19 protein-coding genes and 1 tRNA gene are annotated in these 21510 nt (G+C 59.8%); 2 read left to right on the top strand and 18 right to left on the bottom strand.

Annotated elements, in window-relative coordinates; genetic code table 11:
- Nucleotides 1-42: 42 nt before the first annotated feature.
- The 17 genes from KUL77_RS03505 to mutM all read right to left on the bottom strand — a co-directional run bounded on the left by KUL77_RS03505 (nucleotide 43) and on the right by mutM (nucleotide 17001).
- The gene (locus KUL77_RS03505) at nucleotides 43-471 is read right to left on the bottom strand and encodes a type II toxin-antitoxin system VapC family toxin (protein ID WP_297143701.1); all 429 of its coding nucleotides are present in this window, start codon (nucleotides 469-471) and stop codon (nucleotides 43-45) included.
- Nucleotides 468-722, bottom strand: a complete 255-nt coding sequence (locus KUL77_RS03500) for a type II toxin-antitoxin system Phd/YefM family antitoxin (RefSeq protein ID WP_297143698.1) — start codon at nucleotides 720-722, stop codon at nucleotides 468-470. Before KUL77_RS03500 ends, KUL77_RS03505 begins: the two co-directional genes overlap by 4 nt.
- A 153-nt stretch (nucleotides 723-875) precedes the next feature.
- A tRNA-Ile gene (locus KUL77_RS03495) sits at nucleotides 876-948 on the bottom strand.
- Nucleotides 949-959: 11 nt separating this feature from the next.
- Complete coding sequence (rpoD, locus tag KUL77_RS03490) at nucleotides 960-2816, bottom strand: RNA polymerase sigma factor RpoD (protein ID WP_297143695.1); 1857 nt, start codon at nucleotides 2814-2816, stop codon at nucleotides 960-962.
- Between the two features lie 100 nt (nucleotides 2817-2916).
- On the bottom strand, nucleotides 2917-3357 hold the full coding sequence (dtd, locus tag KUL77_RS03485) for a D-aminoacyl-tRNA deacylase (protein ID WP_297143692.1): 441 nt from the start codon (nucleotides 3355-3357) through the stop codon (nucleotides 2917-2919).
- A gap of 6 nt (nucleotides 3358-3363) precedes the next feature.
- Nucleotides 3364-4737 (bottom strand): ATP-dependent protease ATPase subunit HslU, encoded by a 1374-nt coding sequence (gene hslU, locus KUL77_RS03480; RefSeq protein ID WP_297143690.1) that lies wholly within the window; start codon nucleotides 4735-4737, stop codon nucleotides 3364-3366.
- 4 nt (nucleotides 4738-4741) lie between these two features.
- Entirely contained in the window at nucleotides 4742-5293 is a 552-nt protein-coding gene (gene hslV, locus KUL77_RS03475) for an ATP-dependent protease subunit HslV (protein ID WP_297143688.1), read from the bottom strand.
- Nucleotides 5294-5355: 62 nt separating this feature from the next.
- On the bottom strand, nucleotides 5356-6234 hold the full coding sequence (xerC, locus tag KUL77_RS03470) for a tyrosine recombinase XerC (RefSeq protein WP_297143686.1): 879 nt from the start codon (nucleotides 6232-6234) through the stop codon (nucleotides 5356-5358).
- A gap of 10 nt (nucleotides 6235-6244) precedes the next feature.
- Complete coding sequence (locus tag KUL77_RS03465) at nucleotides 6245-6922, bottom strand: DUF484 family protein (RefSeq protein ID WP_297143731.1); 678 nt, start codon at nucleotides 6920-6922, stop codon at nucleotides 6245-6247.
- 2 nt (nucleotides 6923-6924) lie between these two features.
- Nucleotides 6925-7770: a diaminopimelate epimerase gene (gene dapF, locus KUL77_RS03460; RefSeq protein WP_297143684.1), complete on the bottom strand. Its 846-nt coding sequence runs from the start codon at nucleotides 7768-7770 to the stop codon at nucleotides 6925-6927.
- 7 nt (nucleotides 7771-7777) lie between these two features.
- On the bottom strand, nucleotides 7778-7933 hold the full coding sequence (locus KUL77_RS03455; RefSeq protein WP_297143683.1) for a hypothetical protein: 156 nt from the start codon (nucleotides 7931-7933) through the stop codon (nucleotides 7778-7780).
- Between the two features lie 13 nt (nucleotides 7934-7946).
- Nucleotides 7947-8321 carry a YbaN family protein gene (locus KUL77_RS03450; RefSeq protein WP_297143681.1) on the bottom strand — a complete coding sequence of 125 codons (375 nt, stop codon included), beginning with the start codon at nucleotides 8319-8321 and terminating at the stop codon, nucleotides 7947-7949.
- A gap of 18 nt (nucleotides 8322-8339) precedes the next feature.
- Nucleotides 8340-10493, bottom strand: coding sequence for a S9 family peptidase (locus tag KUL77_RS03445; protein WP_297143679.1), 2154 nt, complete (start codon nucleotides 10491-10493; stop codon nucleotides 8340-8342).
- A gap of 87 nt (nucleotides 10494-10580) precedes the next feature.
- Nucleotides 10581-12671 (bottom strand): prolyl oligopeptidase family serine peptidase, encoded by a 2091-nt coding sequence (locus KUL77_RS03440; RefSeq protein ID WP_297143677.1) that lies wholly within the window; start codon nucleotides 12669-12671, stop codon nucleotides 10581-10583.
- A gap of 61 nt (nucleotides 12672-12732) precedes the next feature.
- Nucleotides 12733-15534, bottom strand: a complete 2802-nt coding sequence (locus KUL77_RS03435; RefSeq protein ID WP_297143676.1) for a serine/threonine-protein kinase — start codon at nucleotides 15532-15534, stop codon at nucleotides 12733-12735.
- A gap of 26 nt (nucleotides 15535-15560) precedes the next feature.
- Nucleotides 15561-16142, bottom strand: a complete 582-nt coding sequence (locus KUL77_RS03430) for an ECF-type sigma factor (protein WP_297143675.1) — start codon at nucleotides 16140-16142, stop codon at nucleotides 15561-15563.
- 46 nt (nucleotides 16143-16188) lie between these two features.
- A complete protein-coding gene (gene mutM, locus KUL77_RS03425) occupies nucleotides 16189-17001 on the bottom strand; it encodes a bifunctional DNA-formamidopyrimidine glycosylase/DNA-(apurinic or apyrimidinic site) lyase (protein ID WP_297143673.1) in 813 nt (270 codons plus the stop codon).
- 36 nt (nucleotides 17002-17037) lie between these two features.
- On the opposite strand from mutM, the gene KUL77_RS03420 reads away from it, so the two are divergent.
- Nucleotides 17038-17376, top strand: coding sequence for a hypothetical protein (locus KUL77_RS03420; protein ID WP_297143670.1), 339 nt, complete (start codon nucleotides 17038-17040; stop codon nucleotides 17374-17376).
- A 59-nt stretch (nucleotides 17377-17435) separates the two neighbouring features.
- On the opposite strand, the gene KUL77_RS03415 is transcribed toward KUL77_RS03420, so the two are convergent.
- Complete coding sequence (locus KUL77_RS03415; RefSeq protein WP_297143668.1) at nucleotides 17436-19547, bottom strand: M13 family metallopeptidase; 2112 nt, start codon at nucleotides 19545-19547, stop codon at nucleotides 17436-17438.
- Between the two features lie 200 nt (nucleotides 19548-19747).
- Here KUL77_RS03415 and acs point away from each other — a divergent pair.
- Nucleotides 19748-21510: acetate--CoA ligase (gene acs / locus KUL77_RS03410; RefSeq protein WP_297143665.1), on the top strand; the 1763-nt coding region annotated here is incomplete at its 3' end.

The following is a 21510-nucleotide window of genomic DNA, read 5'->3' as shown; positions in this document are numbered from 1 at the left end:
CCACCACACTGCTTTGGCAGTGGAAGCAGGTGCCGGAGAGAATTACGGCAGCGGCTCCCATGGGTTGGCGATAGCTACGCCCGAGGGCTCGAAGTCGGCCACGTTGCGTGTGACGACGGTCATGCCGTGAACCAGTGCAGTTGCGGCGATGAGAGCGTCACGCTCATTGCGTTTATTGGGGACATGCAAACGAGCACAGCGCTGCGCGACAGCTGTATCAACCGGCAATATGCGTTCGGAAAACTCAGGCAAGACCTGTCGTTCCAACCATGTGCGCAAGACAGCGCCCTGGGCGGCATCCTTGCGTTCAATCGACAGAACGCCAAGCTCTAATTCCATGATGGTGATGGCCGATAGAAAGAGATCGGCGGCATCAACGCTTTCCGACCATGCCGCTACATTCACATTGGCCTTACCAAGCCGCACCTTACGTAACTCGGACAGCACATTGGTGTCGAGCACATACATCATGTGAGATCGGCCGGTTTGGCTTTAATAATGGCTTTGGGTGGATCAAACGCAATATCCGCAGCATCAGGCATCGTCAGCGCATCGGCGATGTTGCGCCGTTGTTTCGTTAGTCGCTGGTAGTCCTCAAAACTCAGTAGCACATGCGCAGGCTTGCCGCGATCCGTGATGATCACCGGGCCGTGCTTGCTGGCCTTCTTAGCGTGGGTGACATCCTGATTGAGCTCCCGGCTAGATAAGGTTGTGACGGCCATGATGCGCCTCTTGTAGTGCTTCAACGTAGTAACGTTACTACGTTTATCTTTGAGCGGCAAGCGGAATCTGTCAGGGGCTGTGGGCGTAGATTCGGGCCCACAAAAAATCCCGCAAAGTGCGGGATTTTCATAGGGGGGTGCTGTGCGTGATTCTGGGCCCACCAGGACTCGAACCTGGAACCAAAGGATTATGAGTCCTCTGCTCTAACCATTGAGCTATAGGCCCGTAGAAGTGGGTTATTCCACGTCGAGGAAGCTGCGCAGCATTTCCGAGCGGCTTGGATGGCGCAGTTTGCGCAGGGCCTTGGCCTCGATCTGGCGGATGCGTTCGCGGGTGACGTCGAACTGCTTGCCCACTTCTTCCAGTGTGTGGTCGGTGTTCATGTCGATGCCGAAGCGCATGCGCAGCACCTTGGCTTCCCTCGGGGTGAGGCCAGCAAGAACATCGCGCACGGTTTCGATCAGGTTGATATCGGTGGTAGCGTCCACCGGCGACATCACATTGGTGTCTTCAATGAAGTCGCCGAGGTGCGAATCTTCATCGTCACCAATGGGGGTTTCCATCGAAATGGGTTCTTTCGCAATTTTCATGACCTTGCGGATCTTGTCCTCAGGCATGTCCATTTCTTTGGCCAGCTCTTCCGGCGTGGCTTCGCGGCCGAATTGCTGCAGCATTTGGCGGCTGATGCGGTTGAGCTTGTTGATCGTTTCGATCATATGCACCGGGATACGGATGGTGCGCGCTTGGTCGGCGATCGAGCGGGTGATGGCCTGGCGGATCCACCACGTCGCATAGGTCGAGAACTTGAAGCCGCGACGGTGTTCGAATTTGTCCACCGCCTTCATCAGGCCGATGTTGCCTTCCTGAATCAGGTCGAGGAATTGCAGGCCGCGGTTGGTGTACTTCTTGGCGATGGAGATCACGAGGCGCAGGTTGGCCTCGACCATTTCCTTCTTGGCCTTGCGTGCTTTGGTTTCGCCATAGGTCAGTGCGCGGTTGATTTCTTTGAGGTCGGGCAGGGTCACGAACATCGCCTTTTCCAGCTCGATGGTGGCTTCCTGCTCGGCGATGATTTGTTCTTTGACATCACGCAGGGCGCTGCCCCACTTCTGCTTGCGCTTGAGCAGGTCATCCACCCAGCCGAGGTTGGTCTGGTTGCCTTCCCACGCCTTGATGAAGTCTTTACGCGGCATTTTGGCCACGCGGGTGCATAGGTCAAGAATGCGGCGTTCGTGATTTTTTACCGAACCTACGGCGTCACGCAGTTTGTTGACCAGTGCATCGGTCAGCGGCAGCGGTAGCTTCAGGGTAACGAAAATTTCCGCCACTTCTTCGCGTGCTTTCAGCGTGGGCTTGGCATCGGCGCCGCTCTTGGCATAAGCCTTCTGGAAGCGGCCGTAAGCCGCCTGCAGGGCGTCCATGCGCTCGGCTACCAGCACGGGGTCTGGGCCGGTGGGTGCGGGTTCGTCGGCTTCGCCGCCCGCGTCGTCTTCGTCTTCATCGACTTCGGCGTCGCTGTCTTCCGGCTCGTCGGCGGCAGGTGCGGGTTCCGGCTCCGGTTCTTCATCATTGAAGCCGGTAATAATTTCTGCAAGGCGCTTTTTGCCTTCCTTGTGCAGTTCCCAGTCTTCCAGCAGGGATTGTGCCGTCCACGGGAAGGTGGCCAGCGCGGCGTTCATCTGCGCCAGGCCTTCTTCGATGCGCTTGGCAATCGCGATTTCGCCTTCGCGGGTGAGCAGGTCCACCGTGCCCATTTCGCGCATATACATGCGCACGGGGTCGGTGGTGCGGCCGCCCTCGGAATCGACCGAGGTCAGGGCGGCGGCGGCTTCTTCGGCGGCGGTTTCGTCCACCTCGCGGCCACCGGCCTGTTGGCCCGCCAGCAGCAGGGTTTCCACATCGGGTGCCACTTCGTGCACGTCGATGCCCATGCCATTGATCATGCTAATGATGTCTTCCAGCTGCTCCGGATCGACCATGTCGTCGGGCAGGTGGTCGTTGACTTCAGCGTAGGTCAAATAGCCCTGTTCCAAGCCCTTGCTGATGAGGAGCTTGATGTCGGACTGGGGGGCGGTTTGCCGTTCGTTGGACATGGAGTCGTGTACCGTAGGTGGAAATCCGCGCACTGCGCAGAAAGAACTAAGCATTATACCGTGAATGGACGGTATCTGGTTGCTGCGTATGGGAAAACGTTCACGAACGCAACAGGAAGGTGACGGGGCCGTCGTTGATCAGGCTCACCTTCATATGGGCTCGAAACTGGCCGGTTTCCACCCTTTTTGGGTGTGCTTCCCGACAAATAGCGACGAGGCGGTCGAACTGCCGTTCCGCTTCTGCGGGTGGGGCGGCGGTGCTGAAGCTGGGGCGCATGCCCGACTGGGTGTCGGCGGCAAGGGTGAATTGACTCACTAAAAGCAATTCTCCGCCGATATCCAACAAAGATCGGTTCATCTTGCCGGCATCGTCTTCGAAAATACGATAACCCAGCAGGCGTTTAGCGATCTTTTGTAGCTGTGCTTCACCGTCCCCCGGCTCGACGCCCACGAGGGCGAGCAGGCCGGGGCCAATCTGCCCCACCACCGCGCCATCGACGGTGACGGCGGCTTCGGTGACGCGTTGGATGAGGGCGAGCATGGCGGCTTAGAGGATGTAACGGCTGAGGTCGGGGTCTTGTGCCAGCTCACCCAGATGGGCATCGACATAGGCGCGATCGATTACCACGGTGCCGCCCTTGTCGGGGGCGTCGAAGCTGAGCGATTCCAGCAGGCGTTCCAGTACCGTATGCAGGCGGCGCGCGCCGATGTTTTCTTGGCGCTCGTTCACATGTGCGGCGATCTCGGCGAGGCGGTCCACGGCTTCGCTGGCAAAGCTGAGCTGCACGCCTTCGGTGTGCATCAGCTCGACATATTGCTTGGTGAGTGCGGCCTTGGGCTCGGTCAAAATGCGCACAAAATCGTTTTTATCCAGCGCGCTTAATTCCACACGGATGGGGAAGCGGCCCTGCATTTCGGGGATGAGGTCGGACGGTTTGGCGAGGTGAAACGCACCAGAGGCAATGAACAGGATATGGTCGGTTTTCACCGCGCCGTATTTGGTGCTCACCGTGCTGCCTTCCACCAGCGGCAACAGGTCGCGCTGCACACCTTCGCGGGAGACATCTGCGCCGTGGCCTTCGCTGCGCTTGGCTACTTTGTCGATTTCATCAATGAAGACGATGCCGTGTTGCTCGCAGGCGTCAATCGCTTCTTCGCGAACATCATCTTCGTTGATGAGCTTGCCTGCTTCTTCTTCAATCAGCAGCGGGCGTGCGCTCTTGATCGTCATCGCTTTCTTGTGGGTTTTGCTTCCGGAAATTTGCGAAAACATCTGCCGTAGCTGCTGGCCCATTTCTTCCATACCGGGTGGAGCCATGATGTCCACGCCGATATTCATGCTGAGGTCGAGTTCGATCTCGCGCTCGTCCAGTTCGCCCGCGCGCAGCTGTTTGCGCAGCTTTTGCCGGGTGCTGGATTCTTGCGAAGACGGCTCGGCGCCAATATCCACGGTGGTGGTGTTGGCGGGGTTGAAACCAAAGCCTGGCGCGGCTTCGCGCTTGGGCAGTAGGGCATCCAGAATGCGGTCTTCGGCGCGTTCTTCGGCCTGTGTGCGCACCTTTTGGCGGGCCTGTGCGCGGTACATTTTGACCGCGGTATCGGCAAGGTCACGGATGATTTGTTCCACGTCTTTGCCCACGTAGCCCACTTCGGTAAAGCGAGTGGCTTCTACTTTGACGAAGGGGGCGTTGGCGAGCGTGGCAAGGCGACGCGCGATCTCGGTTTTGCCCACGCCGGTGGGGCCGATCATCAAAATGTTTTTGGGCATCACTTCGTTGCGCAGCTCCGGCGCAAGCTGGGCGCGCCGCCAGCGGTTGCGCAGGGCAATGGCCACGGCGCGTTTGGCAGAGTTTTGCCCGATGATGTGGCGGTCGAGTTCGGCAACGATCTCGCGCGGAGTCATGGAGGAGGAGTCAGTCATAGGATTAGAGCACTTCTACCGTGATGTTTTGGTTGGTGTAGATGCAGATATCGCCTGCAATCTTGAGCGCTTCTGTCGCAATGGATTTCGCATCCATTTCACTATGCGCCAGCAGTGCGCGCGCGGCGGAGAGTGCATACATGCCGCCAGAACCAATCGCGATCAGGCCGTCTTCCGGTTCGATCACATCGCCAGTGCCAGAAATCACCAGTGAGGTGTCGGCATCGGCCACGGCGAGCAGGGCTTCGAGCTTGCCAAAGCGGCGCTCGGTGCGCCAATCCTTGGCCATTTCCACCGCTGCGCGGGTGAGCTGACCGTGTTTTTCTAGCTTGGCTTCAAACAGTTCAAATAAGGTAAAGGCATCGGCGGCGGCGCCGGCAAACCCGGCCAGTACGCGGCCTTCTTTGCCCAGCCTGCGCACCTTGCGGGCATTGGCTTTCATTACCGTATGACCAAGTGTGACTTGGCCGTCACCGGCGATCACCACTTGGCCGTTGCGGCGCACCGAAACGATGGTGGTGGCGTGAAATACATGGGGGTTTTGACTAGGGTCCATCGTAATCTCCGTTGGAACCTAGGATGTGGGGGCGCCGCAAGGGCGCTTCAAGTTGGCCGCATTCAGCTTTTGCGTTTGGCGCGTGGGTGGGCCGCGTCGTACACCTTGGCGAGGTGTTGGAAGTCGAGGTGGGTGTAAATTTGCGTGGTGGAAATATCGGCATGGCCGAGTAGCTCTTGCACGCCGCGCAGGTCGCCGGAGGATTCCAGCATATGGCTGGCAAAACTATGCCTTAGCAGATGTGGATGGATGCGCTTATGCACGCCTTGCCGAAAGGCGAGCTGCTTGATACGCAGTTGAATGGCGCGGGAGGAAATTGGTTTGTCGGTGCGGCCGGGGAACACGAAGGCGTCGCTTGCGGGGTGGGCGCTTTGCCGCAGTTCCAGCAGTGCGCGGCGGGCGTGCGAGCCTACCGGCACGATACGCTGTTTATTGCCTTTGCCCAACACGCTCACGAGGCTTTGTTCAAAATCGAGATCGCGCCAACGCAGCGTACACACTTCCGACACGCGCAGGCCGGAGGAATAGAACAGCTCCAGCAAGGCGTGGTCGCGCAGCCCTAGTGGTGCGTCGGTGGGCAGCTCGACCAGTTTGACCGCTTCATCCACATCCAAGACTTGTGGCAGTTTGCGTGGGGCTTTGGGGGCGCGCACGCCTGCGCAGGGGTTATTCGCAAGAGCGCCTTCTTTGAGTAGCCAGCGAAACAGGCCGCGGCAGGCAGAAAGTCTGCGCTGTAGCGATTTGGCCGAGAGCCCGCGGCGGTGTTCGCTGGCGATGAAGGCGCGCACGTCATCGCTGCGCAGGGTGAGTAGGTCGCGCTCGTTTAGCCATGTATTCAGTGCGGCCAAGTCGCGCTGATAGGCGTCGAGTGTATGCGGCGAGGCCTGCCGCTCAACACTTAGCTGCGCAAGGAAGCGCTCAATGGGCGGCTGCGTTGCCATTGCAGGCAGCTCATGCAAAGCGCGCCAGCGCAGCGGCGAGTGCTTCGCCCATCATGCGTAGGAACAATGTGCCCATGCCAGGGAAGAAGCGGTTGGGGTCGCGGCTGCCCACGGCCACAAGGCCAACCTGCGGCAGCACGAAGAGGGCGCTGCTTTGCACTTCTTCGGCACGCACGCCGTAGAGCAGCGCGTTTTGGTCGGGGTGCAGACGGCCGCACACGGGGTCGCTGTTGTGTAGCAACTTGTTGAAGGTGGCAAGGCGCGGGCTGTCGGAAGGCAGGTGCAAAAACCAATCGGCATCGGCAAGTTCGGGCGCGGGGGTGAAGCCCACAAAGCGCACAAGATCGCCTTGGAAGTCTTCGGCCAATGCGGCCGCCATCGCTTGCAGCGTGCTTGCCGCACTGGTTTGTTTCATCAGCGCGAGGGTGAGCTGGTGGGTGCGCACGCTGAGGCGTTCGTTATCCTGCGCATTGGCAAAGAGCTCGTGCAGACGGCGAGTCAGTTCGCGGTTTTTGTCGCGCAAAATTTCCAGCTGATAACTGGCCAGCGAAGCCGTGGGGCCGTTGTCGCGCGGCACCACAAGCGTGAGCGCAAGATCAGGAAACTGCTTGAGAAATTCGGGGTGGCGGCGTAGCCACGCGGCGACTTCGTGGGCGTTGAGTTTTTCGGTGGAATCGTTGAAGTCCAGCGTCACGGGCTGTTTTCCTCCAGCAAAGTGCCTTCAAATACAAATGCGGCAGGGCCGCTCATCAACATTGTGTTGTGCGTGCGGTCGTAGCGAATGTGCAGTGTGCCGCCGGGAAGCTGTACGTGCACATCTGAATCTGCAGCAAGGCGACCGCGCTGCACCAGCGAGGCCACGGCCGCGCAAGCGCCACTGCCACAGGCGAGGGTTTCCCCAGAGCCGCGTTCATAGACGCGGAGCTTGATCGCGTTGGGCGAGAGTACTTGTGCGAAACCAATATTGGCCGACTGCGGGAATGCCGCCTGCTGCTGTAGCCACGGGCCGATCGCGGCTACATCGGCCTGCGCCAAGTCGCCCACTTCGATCACCGCATGCGGGTTGCCCATCGATACGGCGCCAAAGCGCAGCGCTTGCCCTTGGTAGGTCAAGCTGTAGTCGCTGTGTTCGGCAAAGCCATGCAATGGAATGGCGGCGGGTGCAAACTGCGGCGCGCCCATGTCGATCGTGAAGCCGCCCTGCGCCGCATGGTGCACGTGATGCAGGCCGGCAGGGCTTTCGATTACGAACGCGTCTTGGGCGGGCGCTGCGCCATCGCGCACCAGCCACGCGGCGATGCAGCGCGCACCGTTGCCGCACTGACCAGATGGCGTGCCGTCGGCGTTCCAAATGCGGTAGCGGGCAATCGCGCTGGGGTGTTGCGCGGGTTCGACGGTGAGAATTTGGTCGCAGCCAACACCGAAGTGGCGATCTGCGAGCCGCTGGCACTGGGCGGCGCTAGGGGCGGCTAAGCCACTGCGCAGATCAAGGACGACGAAGTCATTGCCTGCGCCGTGCATTTTGCAAAAGTGCATGACGGTCTCAGGGCTGATCGTGGGGGGCAGGGGTGTCTTTGGCCGGAGCGGGTGCAGACGCAGGAGTGGCGGTGGGTTTTTCTGGCAGCATCAGCGCGGCCTTGTTGCCGCAGGCGCTGAGCAGGCTGAGTAGAAGGGCCGCGAAAAGGAGACGTTTCATCATCTGCCCAGTGTACTCAGGCTTGCGGAGACTGTCGCGGTTCTGGTCGCCGCCAAAGCCACAGCGCGGTGGTGGCCATGATGCCAATGCCGATGCCCGCCATCCACAGGCGCGGGGCGAAGATCAACATAGAGATGGAGGAAAACGACATCATGATGGTGGCGATCCATTTGGCTTGGCGGCTCACCGCGCCGTCACGCTCCCACTCCATAATGGCGCGGCCAAATTTAGGGTGCGATAGCAGCCAGTTGCGCAGGCGTGTGGAGCCGCGTGTGGCGGCAAATGCCGAGAGCAAAATAAACGGTACGGTGGGCATCACCGGCAGTAGCGCGCCAATGATGCCCAAGACCAAGCTGACCCATGCCAGTGCGGCCCACAGCCAGCGGGTCATACGTGTGTGCGCGTAGCGTTAGCGAACATCCAACTGCTCCAGCATGAAGGCATACATTTCTGCCTGTTCGCGGTAGCGGCGGAAGCGCCCCGATTTGCCGCCGTGCCCCGCTTCCATATTGGTGCGGAAAATGACCGGCGCATGAGAGGTGTTGAGCGTGCGCAGGCGCGCCACGTATTTTGCAGGCTCCCAATACTGCACCTGCGAATCCCATAGCCCGGTGCCGATAAACATGGACGGATAGGCCTTGGCTTCAAGGTTGTCGTAGGGCGAATAGGTAACGATGTAGTCGTAATACTGCTTCTGCTCGGGGTTGCCCCACTCGTCGTATTCGTTGGTGGTCAGCGGGATGCTGGGGTCGAGCATGGTGGTGGTGACATCCACAAACGGCACCTGCGACAAAATGACGCGGTACTTGTCGGGGGCCATATTGGAAATCGCACCCATCAGCAGGCCGCCGGCGCTGCCGCCGTGGGCGGCCACGCGGTTGGGGGCAGCGTAGCCTTGTTGCACCAAAAACTCGGTGACGTCGATAAAGTCGGTGAAGGTGTTTTTCTTATTCAGCAATTTGCCGTTTTCATACCATGCGCGGCCCATTTCTTGGCCGCCGCGAATATGTGCGATGGCATAGGCCATGCCGCGGTCGAGCAGGCTGACTACCGACACCGAAAAGCCCGGGTCCATCGACAGCCCGTAGCTGCCATAGCCGTACTGCAGCAGCGCGGCTTGGCCGTTTTTCTCAAACCCTTTTTTGTAGACGATGGAGACCGGAATTTGCGTGCCATCACGCGCGGTGGCCCACAGGCGTTCAGTAACATATTTTTCGGGGTCGTAGCCGCCGAGTACGGGTTGGCGTTTCAGCAATAGACGCTCGTTGGTGAGCACGTTCAGCGCGTAGGTGGTGCTGGGCGTGGTCATCGAGGTGTAGCTGTAGCGCAGCCATGGGCTTTCTGCTTCGCTATTGACGTCAAGCCCCATCGAATAGGCGGATTCGTCGGCGCTCACAAACGCTTCACTGCCATCTGGACGCAAAATACGCACCCGCTCCAACCCGCCGCTGCGCTCGGCAATGGCGGTGAAGTGCTGAAACAGCTCAAAACCTTCAATGAGCACATCGTCGCGGTGGGCAACGAGGTCTTGCCACGCCGTGCGCGAGGTGCTGCCGTCGGCAGCGGTCATAAGTTTGAAATTTTTGGCGCCATCGGCATTGGTGCGAATGACCCAGCGCCCGCCGTAGTGATCGGCATCGTATTCCACATCGCGCTCACGCGGGGCCAGCACGGTGAACTGGCCGGGCTGCGCGGCGGAGGTGTAACGCAGCTCGCTTGATACCGTGCTGCCAACGCCAATGACAATGTATTGATCGTCGCGGCTACGGTCGATGCCCATGTAGAAGCTGTCGTCGTGTTCGGTATAGACCACTGTATCGGTGGCGGGGTCGGTGCCGAGTACGTGCTTTTTCACCCGCTTGGTGAGCAGGGTGTCGGGATCATTTTCGACATAAAACAGGGTTTTGTTGTCGTCGGCCCAAACGACATTGGGGGCTACGCCGCTAATGGTGTCTGCAAGTGTTTTGCCGCTTTCAAGATCGATAAAACGCAAGGTGTACTGGCGGCGGCCGTTGGTGTCTTCGGCATAGGCCAGCACGCGATTATTGGGGGTGACTTCATACACGCCGATGCTGAAATAGTCTTTGCCTGCGGCCAGGGCGTTGACGTCGAGTAAAATCTGTTCGCCATCAAAATTACCGTTGGCATTGGCCTGCAGAATGCTTTGTGCGTCGATCCCAGCACCGTCTTGGCGACGCGCGTGGATGGGATAATCTTTGCCGGTTTCAAAACGCGCGTAGTACCAATAACCACGCTCGCGAAACGGTACGCTGGCGTCGTCTTGCTGGATGCGCGCAACGATTTCGTGATACAGCGCGTCTTGCGTGGGCTTGCTTGTGGCAAGCACGGCGTCAGCATAGGCGTTCTCGGCGTTGAGATAGGCCAGCATGTCGGGGCGTTCGCGGGTGTCATCGCGCAGCCAGTAGTAATTGTCTTGACGCTGCGCACCGAATGGCGCGGTGACGGTATGCGGATGCTGCGCCGCCTGCGGCGGTGTGGGGAGCGTTTGTGCAGAGGAGCTGCTCATCAGGAAAAGACCGGCAAGAAAGGTTTCAATCTTCATAGATGGAGCCTCCGCGAGCAATTTACAACGCATGGACGGAAGAATGCCCGGCCTACGGGTGTTGTGCCGTAGGCCGGAGGGTGCCGCTTACTTGCTCAGCTGGCTCCACAAAAACGTATAGGCCAACGCGCTCATGTGCGCAGCCTGCGCGTTGTTGGCCGCGCCGCCGTGGCCGCCTTCGATGTTCTCGTAGTAGCGCACGTTTTTACCGGCGGCTTCCATTTTCGCCATCATTTTGCGTGCGTGCGCAGGGTGCACGCGGTCATCCTTGGTGGAGGTGGTGAACAAGGTGGCCGGGTAGGTCTTCTTGGCATCAAACAGGTGATACGGCGAGAAGGTCTGGATGAAGCTCCAGTCGCTGGTATCGGGGTTGCCGTATTCGGCCATCCACGACGCACCGGCCAGCAAGTGGCTGTAGCGCTTCATGTCCAGCAGCGGCACCTGCACCACGACCGCGCCGAATTTCTCCGGGTACTGGGTGAGCATATTGCCCATCAAGAGGCCGCCATTGCTGCCGCCCATGGTGCCCAGGTGCGCAGGCGAGGTGATCTTGCGCGCTACTAAGTCGTCGGCGATCGCGGCGAAGTCCTCGTAAGCCTTGTGGCGGTTGGCCTTGAGCGCCGCCTGATGCCAGCGCGGGCCGTACTCACCGCCGCCGCGGATATTGGCCAGCACGTACACGCCGCCCTTCTCCAGCCAGCCCTTACCGATCGCGCCGGAGTAGCTGGGGGTGAGTGAAATTTCGAAGCCGCCGTAGCCGTACAGCAGGGTGGGGGTTTTGCCGTCCAGCTTCAGGTTTTTCGGGCCGACCATGAAGTAGGGCACGCGGGTGCCGTCCTTGCTGGTGGCGAAGTGCTGGCTGATCGCGTACTTGCTGCCGTCGAAGAACACCGGGTTGGACTTCAGCACTTCCGGCTGCTGGCCGACTTCCGCGATCGACAGGGTGGTGGGGGTGACGAAGTCGGTGACGGTCAGCCACAGCGCATTGCTGTCATCGGCATCCACCGCGCCTACGCCAATCGTGCCGATGGTGGGCGCGCCAACGAAGGCCGACTTGGCCCAGCCATCCTTGCCCGGGGTGAGCACGGTCAGGCGGTTCTTCACGTCCTCCATCACATTGAGGATCAGGTGGTCCTTCGTCCATGTATAGCCAGACAGCGCGGCGTTGTCGGTTGGCTCGAATAGCGCGGTGAAATCGCGCTTACCAGCCATGAAGTCATCGAAGTTGATCGCAAGCAGTGCGCCCGCCGCATAGGTTTTGCCGCCGGCGGTGTAGGGTTCGCGCAGTTCCAGCAGCAGCCAATCTTTGTGCACGCCCTTCTGTGCGGAGTTCGGTGCATCGACCTTGGTCAGCGTCCCGTCTTTACCGCGTAGGTACAGCTCATCGTTATAGAAGGCCAAGGTGCGGCTGACGAAATCGCGTGCATAGCCGGGGGTGTCGTCGTGCATCGCCGAGATGTACATGTCCTCGGCCTTGCCTTCGTACACGGTCTTGGCCGCGCTCAGCGGAGTACCGCGCTTCCACTCTTTCACCACGCGCGGATAGCCTGAGCTGGTCAGGCTGCCATCGCCGAAATCGGTGAACACGTACACCGTGTTTTCATCGATCCAGCCCAGCCCGCCCTTGGCTTCGGGGCGGAAGAAGCCGCCTTGCACGAACTGCTTGGTGGTGAGGTCGAACTCGCGCGTCACGTCGGCATCGGAGCCGCCCGGCGACAGTGCAATCAGGCAGCGCTCATATTTTGGGCGCAGGCAGTTGGCGCCGTGCCAGACCCACTTCGCGCCTTCTTTGGCATTGAGTGCGTCGAGATCGAGCACGGTTTCCCACTGCGGCTCGGCCTTGCGGTATTCGGCCAGCGTAGTGCGTCGCCACAGCCCGCGTTGGTGCTTGGCGTCTTTCCAAAAGTTGTAGTAGTAGTCGCCAATTTTCTGCACGCCGGGGATCTTGGCGTCGGAATCTAAGATGGTGCGGATCTGCGCTTCCAGCGTTTTGAAGGCGGGTGTGGTGGCGATCTCGGCCTCGGCCTTGGCGTTGCGTGCTTTCACCCAATCGAGGGCTTTATCGCCTTGCACATCTTCCAGCCACACATAGGGATCTGTGTTGTCGGTAGCTTGTGCGGCGGCCGTGCCAGAAATGGCGAGGCTGGCAAGAAGAAAAGCGTTGGTCAGTTGCGACATGGAAATGTCCGTGAGGGGGAACAAACCGGGAACGCTACCACAGGCGCAATTAAAAACGGGCTTAACGGCCGCAGTGATTGCGGAAGGCTTGTACCTTGCGCTGCAGCATGCCGCCTTCGGGCAGTACGGTAAGCATTTCGGAAAGTAGGCTGTCGAGCGCTTGTTGGGCGGGAATCACCTGCTCCGGTTGTTGGCAGTGGATATTCGCCGCGAAGGCGCGTGCGAGCCAAGCATTTTTGTGCTGTTCAAGCCCGGTGGATGAAGGTTGACTAAAACGGTCGAGCTGCAGCAGTGCAGTTTCAGAATGCTGCTGCTGTGCTTGAAACCAAGCGAGCGCGATTTCAGCCTTGCGCGTATGCGCGCTGGTTGTTCCGTAGCCATTGCGCGTGAGTAGCACCGCCGTGGTGAGCGCGGCTTCGGCACGCGAGTATTGCCCAAGCGCGGTCAAAATGACGCCGATGAGGCGCTGGCTATCGCCGGTGGGGCCGATGGCGTGAGGAAGGTCTTGTCGCAGATTGAATGAGGCTTGCGCCAGAGGCAGCGCTTCACGATCCATACCGGCGTTATGCAGCACTTGCGCAAGTACGGAGTCGAGTTCGGCAACTTGGGCGAGATTATTGTTTTTTTGCCAAGCCGCCCGTGCCTGCCGTAAATAACGTAGCGCACGCGGGATGTCGCCGCGCTCCCACGCAACGACACCAAGATTGGTATAGGTGCGCGCCAGTTCTGGATGATGGGCGTCTAACCGGGCACGCATCCAGGCGGAGGTATCTAAAAGAATGGATTCGGCTTCGGCGAAGCGACCGAGATTGATGTAGAGCGCGGCCAGTTGGCTGTTGGCGTCGATGGTGGTGCGGTGGTTACGGCCATTGAGCTCTTGCGCCAGTTGTAGCGAGGCGCGGCAGTCGCGCACGGCCGCTTCTAAGGCATCACTAGCGTGCTCTACCTTACAGCGTGCGCGCAGCAGGTCGATGGCGAGCGGATGGTGGTCGCCGACGTTCTTACGCAGCTGTGTGAGGCCTTGGTCTAAGGTTTGAATGGCCGCGCCTAGCTGTGCGGTGTCGAACTGCAGTGCGGCAAGTTCAAGTTTGGTTTCGGCCACACCGACGTTGTCTTTTTCAACTTTGCGCAAATTCTGTGCGCGCTCAAACAGCTGCTGTGCGCGTTTGGCTTCGCCGGATAAACGCTGGCAGCGACCAAGTTGCACGTAAAAGGCGGTCACCGGCTGGGTGAGGCGCTGTTCTTCAACTTTAGCGGTTTCACTCAGTGGCTGCATATGGCGAATGCAGGTGGCGGTATCGCCCAACTGTTGATCTACGTCGCCGCGTAGTGTGGCGGCCTCCAAGCGCAGGCTGGCGGGGGCTTGCGGCAGTTGTTCAAGCAGTTTGGCTTGGCGCAGCAGAAGCTCTTTGGCTTCACGATAATCGCCGAGGCCAAGACGCAGCTGCGCTACTACGCCATACAGCTCGGCGCGCGCTTGTGGCTGCCGTGCAAGGCTGTGTTCACCACGCAAAATACCCATGTCTAACAGGCTGCGTAAATCAATTGGCGTGTTCGCGGAACTGCCCGCGTCTTGAAAGAGTTCGGCCACAAACCGCTGCATCGCCTGCGCGCGGTTAGCCTCCTGCAGCGCGCGCTGTGCCTGCCATGCCACCACCGCCAGTGAGAAGGTGAGCACACCCAAAATGGCGAGCCCGGCGCTGATTGTCCAGCGGTGGCGGCGCAGGTATTTTGAAAAGCGATAGCTCAAACTTTCACCGCGTGCACGCACGGGCTGGCCGCGCAAATAGCTCAGCAAATCTTGCGAGAGTGCTTCCACCGATACGTAGCGCCGCTCGGGCTGTTTGGCCAAGGCTTTAAGCAAGATATTGTCGAGATCGCCCGCCAAAGCGCGTGCGAGCCGGTGCGGTGAGTAGGGGGTGATGAGTTCGGGCTCGGCGCGTGCGGCGGCAAGTGATGGGCGCAGCGGTTCGCCAGTTAAAATGGCCTCTTCCCATTCCGCGTCGGTTTGGCGCTTAAGCTGGTAGGGATAGCTGCCAGTGAGGAGTTCGTACAGCACCACGCCAAGCGAATAGACGTCGGTCATGGTGGTGACAGGTTCGTTGCGAATCTGCTCGGGTGCGGCGTAGTGCAGGGTGAAGGCGCGCACGCCCGTGCGGGTTTGTTCAATAGGGAGCGGCTGTACGTCCAATAATTTGGCGATACCAAAATCCAATAGTCGTACTTGGCCGGCAGGCGTGACTAAGATATTGGAAGGCTTGAGGTCGCGATGCACGATGAGATTGGCGTGTGCGTGGCTCACTGCGTCGCATACTTGCCGAAAAAGATCGAGCCTCGCCGCGATATCGAGCTGGCGCGCGCGGCACCAGCTGGTGATCGGTTCGCCTTCAACATGTTCCAGCGCTAGGTACGGCTGGCCATTTTGATCGATGCCCGCATCCAGCAGGTGCGCGATATAAGAGTGTGAAAAACGCGCCAAAATTTCGCGTTCGCGGTCGAAGCGCTGGCGCAGTGACGGGTCTAATAAGCCGGGACGCAGCAGCTTGAGTGCTACTTTGCGCTCGTAGAGGCCGTCGGCACGTTCGGCCAGCCAGACCTGGCCCATACCGCCTTCGCCAAGCAGGCGCTCCAGCCGATACGGGCCAAGCCGAGCTCCGGCCATGGCAATGCCCGAGAGCATGCGCATGGGCGATTCAAAGATATGCGTATCGGTAGTGTCGAGTTTGAGTAGCTGCGCAAGCTCATCGGCAAGCGCGGGGTCTTCTTGGTGCAGCGTGTGCAGATGCGCTGGACGATCTTCTTCCGGCAGCTCTAAGAGTGCATCGAGCAGTGGAGAGAGGCGTTGCCAGCGTTCGAGATCCATATGAAAACCAGTGCCCAACCTTGTGGTTAGGGGCTGGGGGGCTCCTGTAATTCAGTGAGCAGAAACAGGCGCGCTTTCTGCCAGTCGCGGCGGATGCTGCGCTCGGAGCGGTGCAAGAGCGAGGCGATTTCTAGCTCGGAAAGCCCGGCGAAGTAGCGCAGCTCCACCACCTTGGTAAGGTGCGCATCCACCTTGGAAAGCTGGGTCAGCGCGGCGTCGAGGCTGAGCGTGTCTTCGTTGAGCGCGAACCCGCCACCTAGGTTTTCGGGAAGCTCAGTGACGCGGTGTAGGTCCCCGCCGCGTTTTTGTGAAAGCCGCTGCCGCGCGTAGTCCACGATCACTGAGCGCATCGCCGAAGCGGCGTACGCGAAGAAGTGGGCGCGGTCGTCAAATTCGGCGTTGTTCTCGGAGCGGCCGACCAGTTTTAGGTAGGCCTCATGGACAAGAGCTGTGGCGTCTAGGGTATAGCCCTGTTGCTGCCCGGCCAGCTGGCGTCGCGCCATTTTCCGCAGCTCTTGATAGAGCGTGGAGAGCACCTGATCCAGCGCGGCGTGATCGCCTTCGCGTGCGGCGTCCAGCAACACGGTGATCTCACCAGCGTGGGTCATGGGCATTGGTGTCGGTTAAGAGGCGTTCACTATAACGAATGCGCGGCTAGCGTTGGCAACTACTGCACCAAACCGTCGCGCGCTGGCCGATATTGGCGTGTTTGAGTGGTTTGCCACAGCGTGGGCAGGGCTGCCCAGCGCGGCCATACACCTGCAGCTTTTGTTCGAAATAGCCGGGTTTGCCGTCCGGGGCAATAAAATCGCGCAGGGTGGTGCCACCGCGCTCAATGGCTTGGGTGAGGATGGCTTTGACGGCCGTAACGAGGCGCTGATAACGCTCGTACGAAATGTTCCCGGCAGCGCGCAGCGGCGAAATACTTGCCATAAACAGCGCTTCAGCCGCGTAGATATTGCCCACACCCACCACGGTGTGCTGATCCATCAAAAAGGTTTTGATCGGTGCGCTGCGGCCACGGCTAAGGGCAAATAAATACTCGGCGGAAAAAGTATCGGAAAGGGGTTCAGGGCCAAGCTCGGCAAGAAGTGGGTGGACGCTTCCAAGTGGCTGCCAGAGCAGACAGCCAAATCGACGCGGGTCGTGCAGGCGCAAGAGCGCGTGCGAGGCGAGGGAGATATCCACATGGTCATGCGCGCGCGCGGGCGTGGCTTCCGGCAGCACGCGTAGGCTACCGGACATGCCAAGGTGCAACAGTGCGCTGCCAACGGCGGTATCGAGCAGCAAGTACTTGGCGCGGCGGCGGATGGCCGAGATGGTCTGTCCGGGCAGTCGTTTGGAAATCTCTTGTGGAATGGGCCAGCGCAAGTCTGGGCGACGCAGCACTACTCCCGTAATGCGTTGGCCTTCCAAGTGTGGCGCCAAGCCGCGCCGCGTGGTTTCAACTTCAGGTAATTCAGGCATGCGTGTGATTGTCGCGCAGATGGCTACAATTCGGGAATGAACGCACCTGCACTGCTCCTACTTTTATTCATCGGATTCATCAGTACACCCGCAAACGCGCAGGTGCAGCATACGCGCGAATACTTGGCAAAGATGGATGAGAATGGCGATGGCAAAGTATCACCCGCCGAGTATCTGCATTGGATGAGCTATGCCTTTGATGCGATGGACCGCAATGCTGATGGCGTGCTTGCGCCAGACGAGTTGCCGGGTGGGAAAGGCAAGGCCATAACGCGTGCGGCCTATCTTGCGCAGCTGACGGAACGCTTCCACAAGCAAGATGTGAATCGCGATGGGTTTTTGAGCGCGAAAGAGCTGGCTGCGCCGCCGTTGTAGTGACACAAAAAACGTCGGCATGGCACCGACGTTTTTGTGGATGAATCACCGACTACGGCTCACCAAATTTTCACTCGCGCCTCCGGTGCAAGATAGAGCTTCTGCCCTTCCTTCACTCCAAAGGTGGAATACCACGCGTCGATATTGCGCACGGTGAGTGCGCGCCACTGTCCGGGCGCGTGCTCGTTGCCGATGACTTGCGAGCGCAGCGCAGCTTCACGCATTTTGCTGCGCCAGGCTTGGGCAAAGGCGAGGAAGAAACGTTGGTCGCCGGTGAGGCCGTCGATCACGGGCGCGTCCTTGCCGTCCAGTGATTTGTGATAAGCCAAGTACGCGGCCTGTAGGCCGGACACGTCGGCAATATTTTCGCCGAGCGTCTGCTGGCCGTTGATATGCAGCCCGGGTAGGGCCTCATAGGCGTTGTATTGCGCAACGAGCTTGTCGGCGGCGGCTTTGAAGTGGGCGGCGTCTTCAGGCGTCCACCAATTGTGCAGGCGGCCTTCGGCATCGAACTCGGCGCCTAGGTTATCGAAGCCGTGGCTGATCTCGTGGCCAATCACCGCGCCAATGGCACCGTAGTTGGCGGCCGCATCAGCGTTCGGATCAAAGAACGGCGCTTCCAAAATAGCGGCGGGGAAGTTCATCGCATTTTGCAGCGGCAGGTTCACCGCGTTCACGGTTTGCGGCGTCATCCACCATTCGCCACGGTCAGGTGTTTTGCCTAGCTTGCCAAGCTGGTGTGCATATTCGGCGGCCTGGGCGCGGATAGAATTGCCCAGTGCATCGTCAGGTTTGATTTCAAGCGCGCTGTAGTTACGCCACGTGTCCGGATAGCCCACGCCTACGCGCATGGTTTCCGCCTTCTGCTTGGCCACGGTCTTGGTGGTGGGGCTCATCCAAGTGAGCTGGTCCACGCCAGCGCGGAACGCGGCGAGGATGTTGGACACCATGGCCTCAACCTGCGCTTTCGAGCTGGCCGGGAAGTATTGCTTCACATACAGCTGGCCGATGGCGTCACCTAACGCATTATTGGTGGCGGCAAGGGCGCGCTTCCAGCGGTCACGCTGCTGGGTGGTGCCGGAGAGTTGGGTGCCATAAAACCCAAAACGCAGATCGGCGTAGGCCTTGGGGAGCAGGCTGGCGCACTGGTTCAAGGTGTGAAAGCGCAGATAGTCTTTCCATGTTTGCAGCGGTTGGCTGGTCACAAGCGCCGAGAGTTGTTTGATGGCCTCTGGCTGCCATGCAATGAGCGTGGTTTGTGATTTGAGATTGGCGGCATCGAAGAATGCGGCCCAATCGATACCAGGGGCCAGTTTGCTGAAGTCGGCGGTGGGCCAAGGATTATTGGCCTTGTGGATGTTTTGGGTGTCGATCACGCTGGCTTGGGCCGTGGCAATCTTCATTTCTAAGTCGAAGATGGCTTTAGCCTGTTTGTCGGCATCGCTCACACCTGCTTGCGTGAGTATGGCGGCGATATAGGTTTTATAGGCGTCGCGATTGGCGACCATCGCCTTGTCGGGAGACAGGTAATAATCGCGATCGGGCATGCCGAGGCCACCCTGCAGCAGGTAGCCGACGTTCTTCGACGGGTCTTCAAGCCCGGCGGCTACGAACAGCCCCAGCAGGTTTTCGGTGTAGAAGTTGGTGGCGTTGATTGGGTCAACGTCGGCGCGCAGTGTGCTGCCTAAGTAGTGCGAAAGTGATGCGCTATCGCTGATGGCATCGATGCTGTCGAGTTGTGTTTGGATTGGGCGAAGGCCATGCGCTTCGATGCCCGCTTCGTCCATATAGGCGGCGTAATAGTCGGCGATTTTGCGCTCGTTGCTGCCCGCTGCAGGCGTTTGCTTTTGCAGGGATTGCACTAAGTCGGACAGGCGCTTTTCGGCTTTCTCGAAAACCGTATAGAAGACGCCGGTGCTCGCGCGGTCGGCGGGAATCTCGGTCTTCTGTTGCCATAGGCCGTTGGCGTAGGCGTAGAAGTCATCGCCGGGGGCAACGGCCTTGTCGATACCGGCAAGATCAATCCCCGCGGTGGGCGCGGCAGGAGCGGGCGTTGTATTGGTCACGGCAGGCGCATTGGATTGGGAGGTGCAGGCACCGAGGCCCACGGTTGATACGGCCAACAATAGAGCAAGCGCCAGCGGCGCGCGGCGAAACGAGGGCGAAATCATGGGCGTCTTCCAAGGCGAGGCTGCAAAGGGGAAGATAGGATTATCCTGCTAGAGCGCACCTTTCGGGCAAGTGCCGAAGGTTGCGTGTCGGACGAGGGATAGACAACGATGTCATTTTAAGTACACACTCGATCCAATGGGGGCAGCGCACGTAGAAGACGAGCGCGCGGCCGTAAGTCATCTCAGTGGAGAAGCGAACGATGAGCGATTTGTATCCGGTGGACCCTGTGTTTGCGGCGCAGGCCAATATCACCCGCGACGCCTATGAGCGCGCCTACGCGCAGGCCAAAGATCAACCCGACGCCTTTTGGGGCGAGCTGGCCAAACGTCTGGATTGGTACAAAGCGCCGACCCAGATCAAAGACGTGAGTTATGACCTCAAAGATTTCCGCATCCGCTGGTTTGCCGATGGCGAGCTCAATGCCAGCGTGAACTGCCTCGACCGGCATTTGGAAAAAAACGGCGATAAAGTTGCGCTGATTTTTGAACCCGATAGCCTCGATAGCGCGGTGGAAAAGATCACCTACCGTCAGCTGCATGCGCGTGTGTGCAAGATGGCCAACGCGCTACGTAATTTAGGGGTGGGCAAGGGCGATCGCGTCACCATCTACCTGCCGATGATCCCCGATGCGGCGGTGGCGATGCTCGCCTGCGCGCGCATTGGCGCGATCCACATGGTGGTGTTTGGCGGTTTTGCACCGAACTCGATCGCCGATCGCGTGGCCGACTGCGCCAGCAAGCTCATTATTACCGCCGACGAAGGCCTGCGCGGCAGCAAGCGCGTGCCGCTGAAAGCCAATGTGGATGCGGCATTGAAGCTGCCCGGCACCAATTCAGTGGAAACCGTGTTGGTGGTGCGCCATACCGGCGGCGCGGTGGACATGCAGATGCCGCGTGACCGCTGGATGGACGCGGTGGTGGACGGCCAGCCGGAGACCTGCGAGCCGGAGCGCATGAACGCGGAAGACCCGCTGTTTATCCTCTACACCTCCGGCAGCACCGGCAAGCCCAAGGGCGTGCTGCACACCACCGGCGGCTATCTGCTGTGGAGCGCCTACACCCACGATGTCACCTTCGATCTGAAGCCCAATGATGTGTTCTGGTGCACCGCCGATGTGGGCTGGGTCACCGGCCACAGTTACATCGTGTATGGGCCGCTGGCCAACGGCTGTACCGAAGTGATGTTTGAAGGTGTACCTAACTACCCGAATTTCTCGCGCTTCTGGCAGGTGATCGACAAGCATCAAGTCAGCATCTTCTACACCGCGCCTACCGCCATCCGCGCATTGATGCGCGAAGGTGATGCGCCGGTAACCTGTACTTCGCGCAAATCGCTGCGCGTGTTGGGGAGTGTGGGCGAGCCGATCAACCCCGAAGCGTGGCGCTGGTACTACGACGTGGTGGGTGATAGCCGGTGTCCGGTGGTGGATACATGGTGGCAGACCGAAACCGGCGGCATGCTGATTACGCCGATCCCCGGTGCGACAGATCTGAAGCCCGGCTCAGCCAGCAAGCCGCTACCGGGCGTGCAGCCCGCGCTGGTGGATGCAGAAGGCAAGCTGCTTGAAGGCGTGGCCGAAGGTAATTTGGTGATGCTCGACTCGTGGCCGGGGCAGATGCGCACCGTGTATGGCGACCACCAACGCTTTATCGATACCTATTTCAAAACCTATCCCGGCATGTATTTCAGCGGCGACGGTTGCCGCCGTGATACCGATGGCTATTACTGGATCACCGGGCGGGTGGACGATGTCATCAACGTCTCCGGCCACCGCATTGGTACGGCCGAAGTGGAAAGCGCGTTGGTGCTGCACCCGAAGGTGGCCGAGGCCGCCGTGGTGGGTTTCCCGCACGATCTTAAAGGCCAAGGCATCTACGCCTATGTCACCTTGGTGGCCGGTGAAGCCGAAAGCGAGGAGCTGCGTAAAGAATTGATCGCGTGGGTGCGTAAGGAAATTGGCCC

It is taken from the genome of Thermomonas sp., assembly GCF_019104945.1.
In the GTDB taxonomy this organism is placed as follows: Bacteria; Pseudomonadota; Gammaproteobacteria; order Xanthomonadales; family Xanthomonadaceae; genus Thermomonas.
Note: the sequence above shows the minus strand (reverse complement) of the source record. Positions and strands in the feature narration are given on the sequence as shown.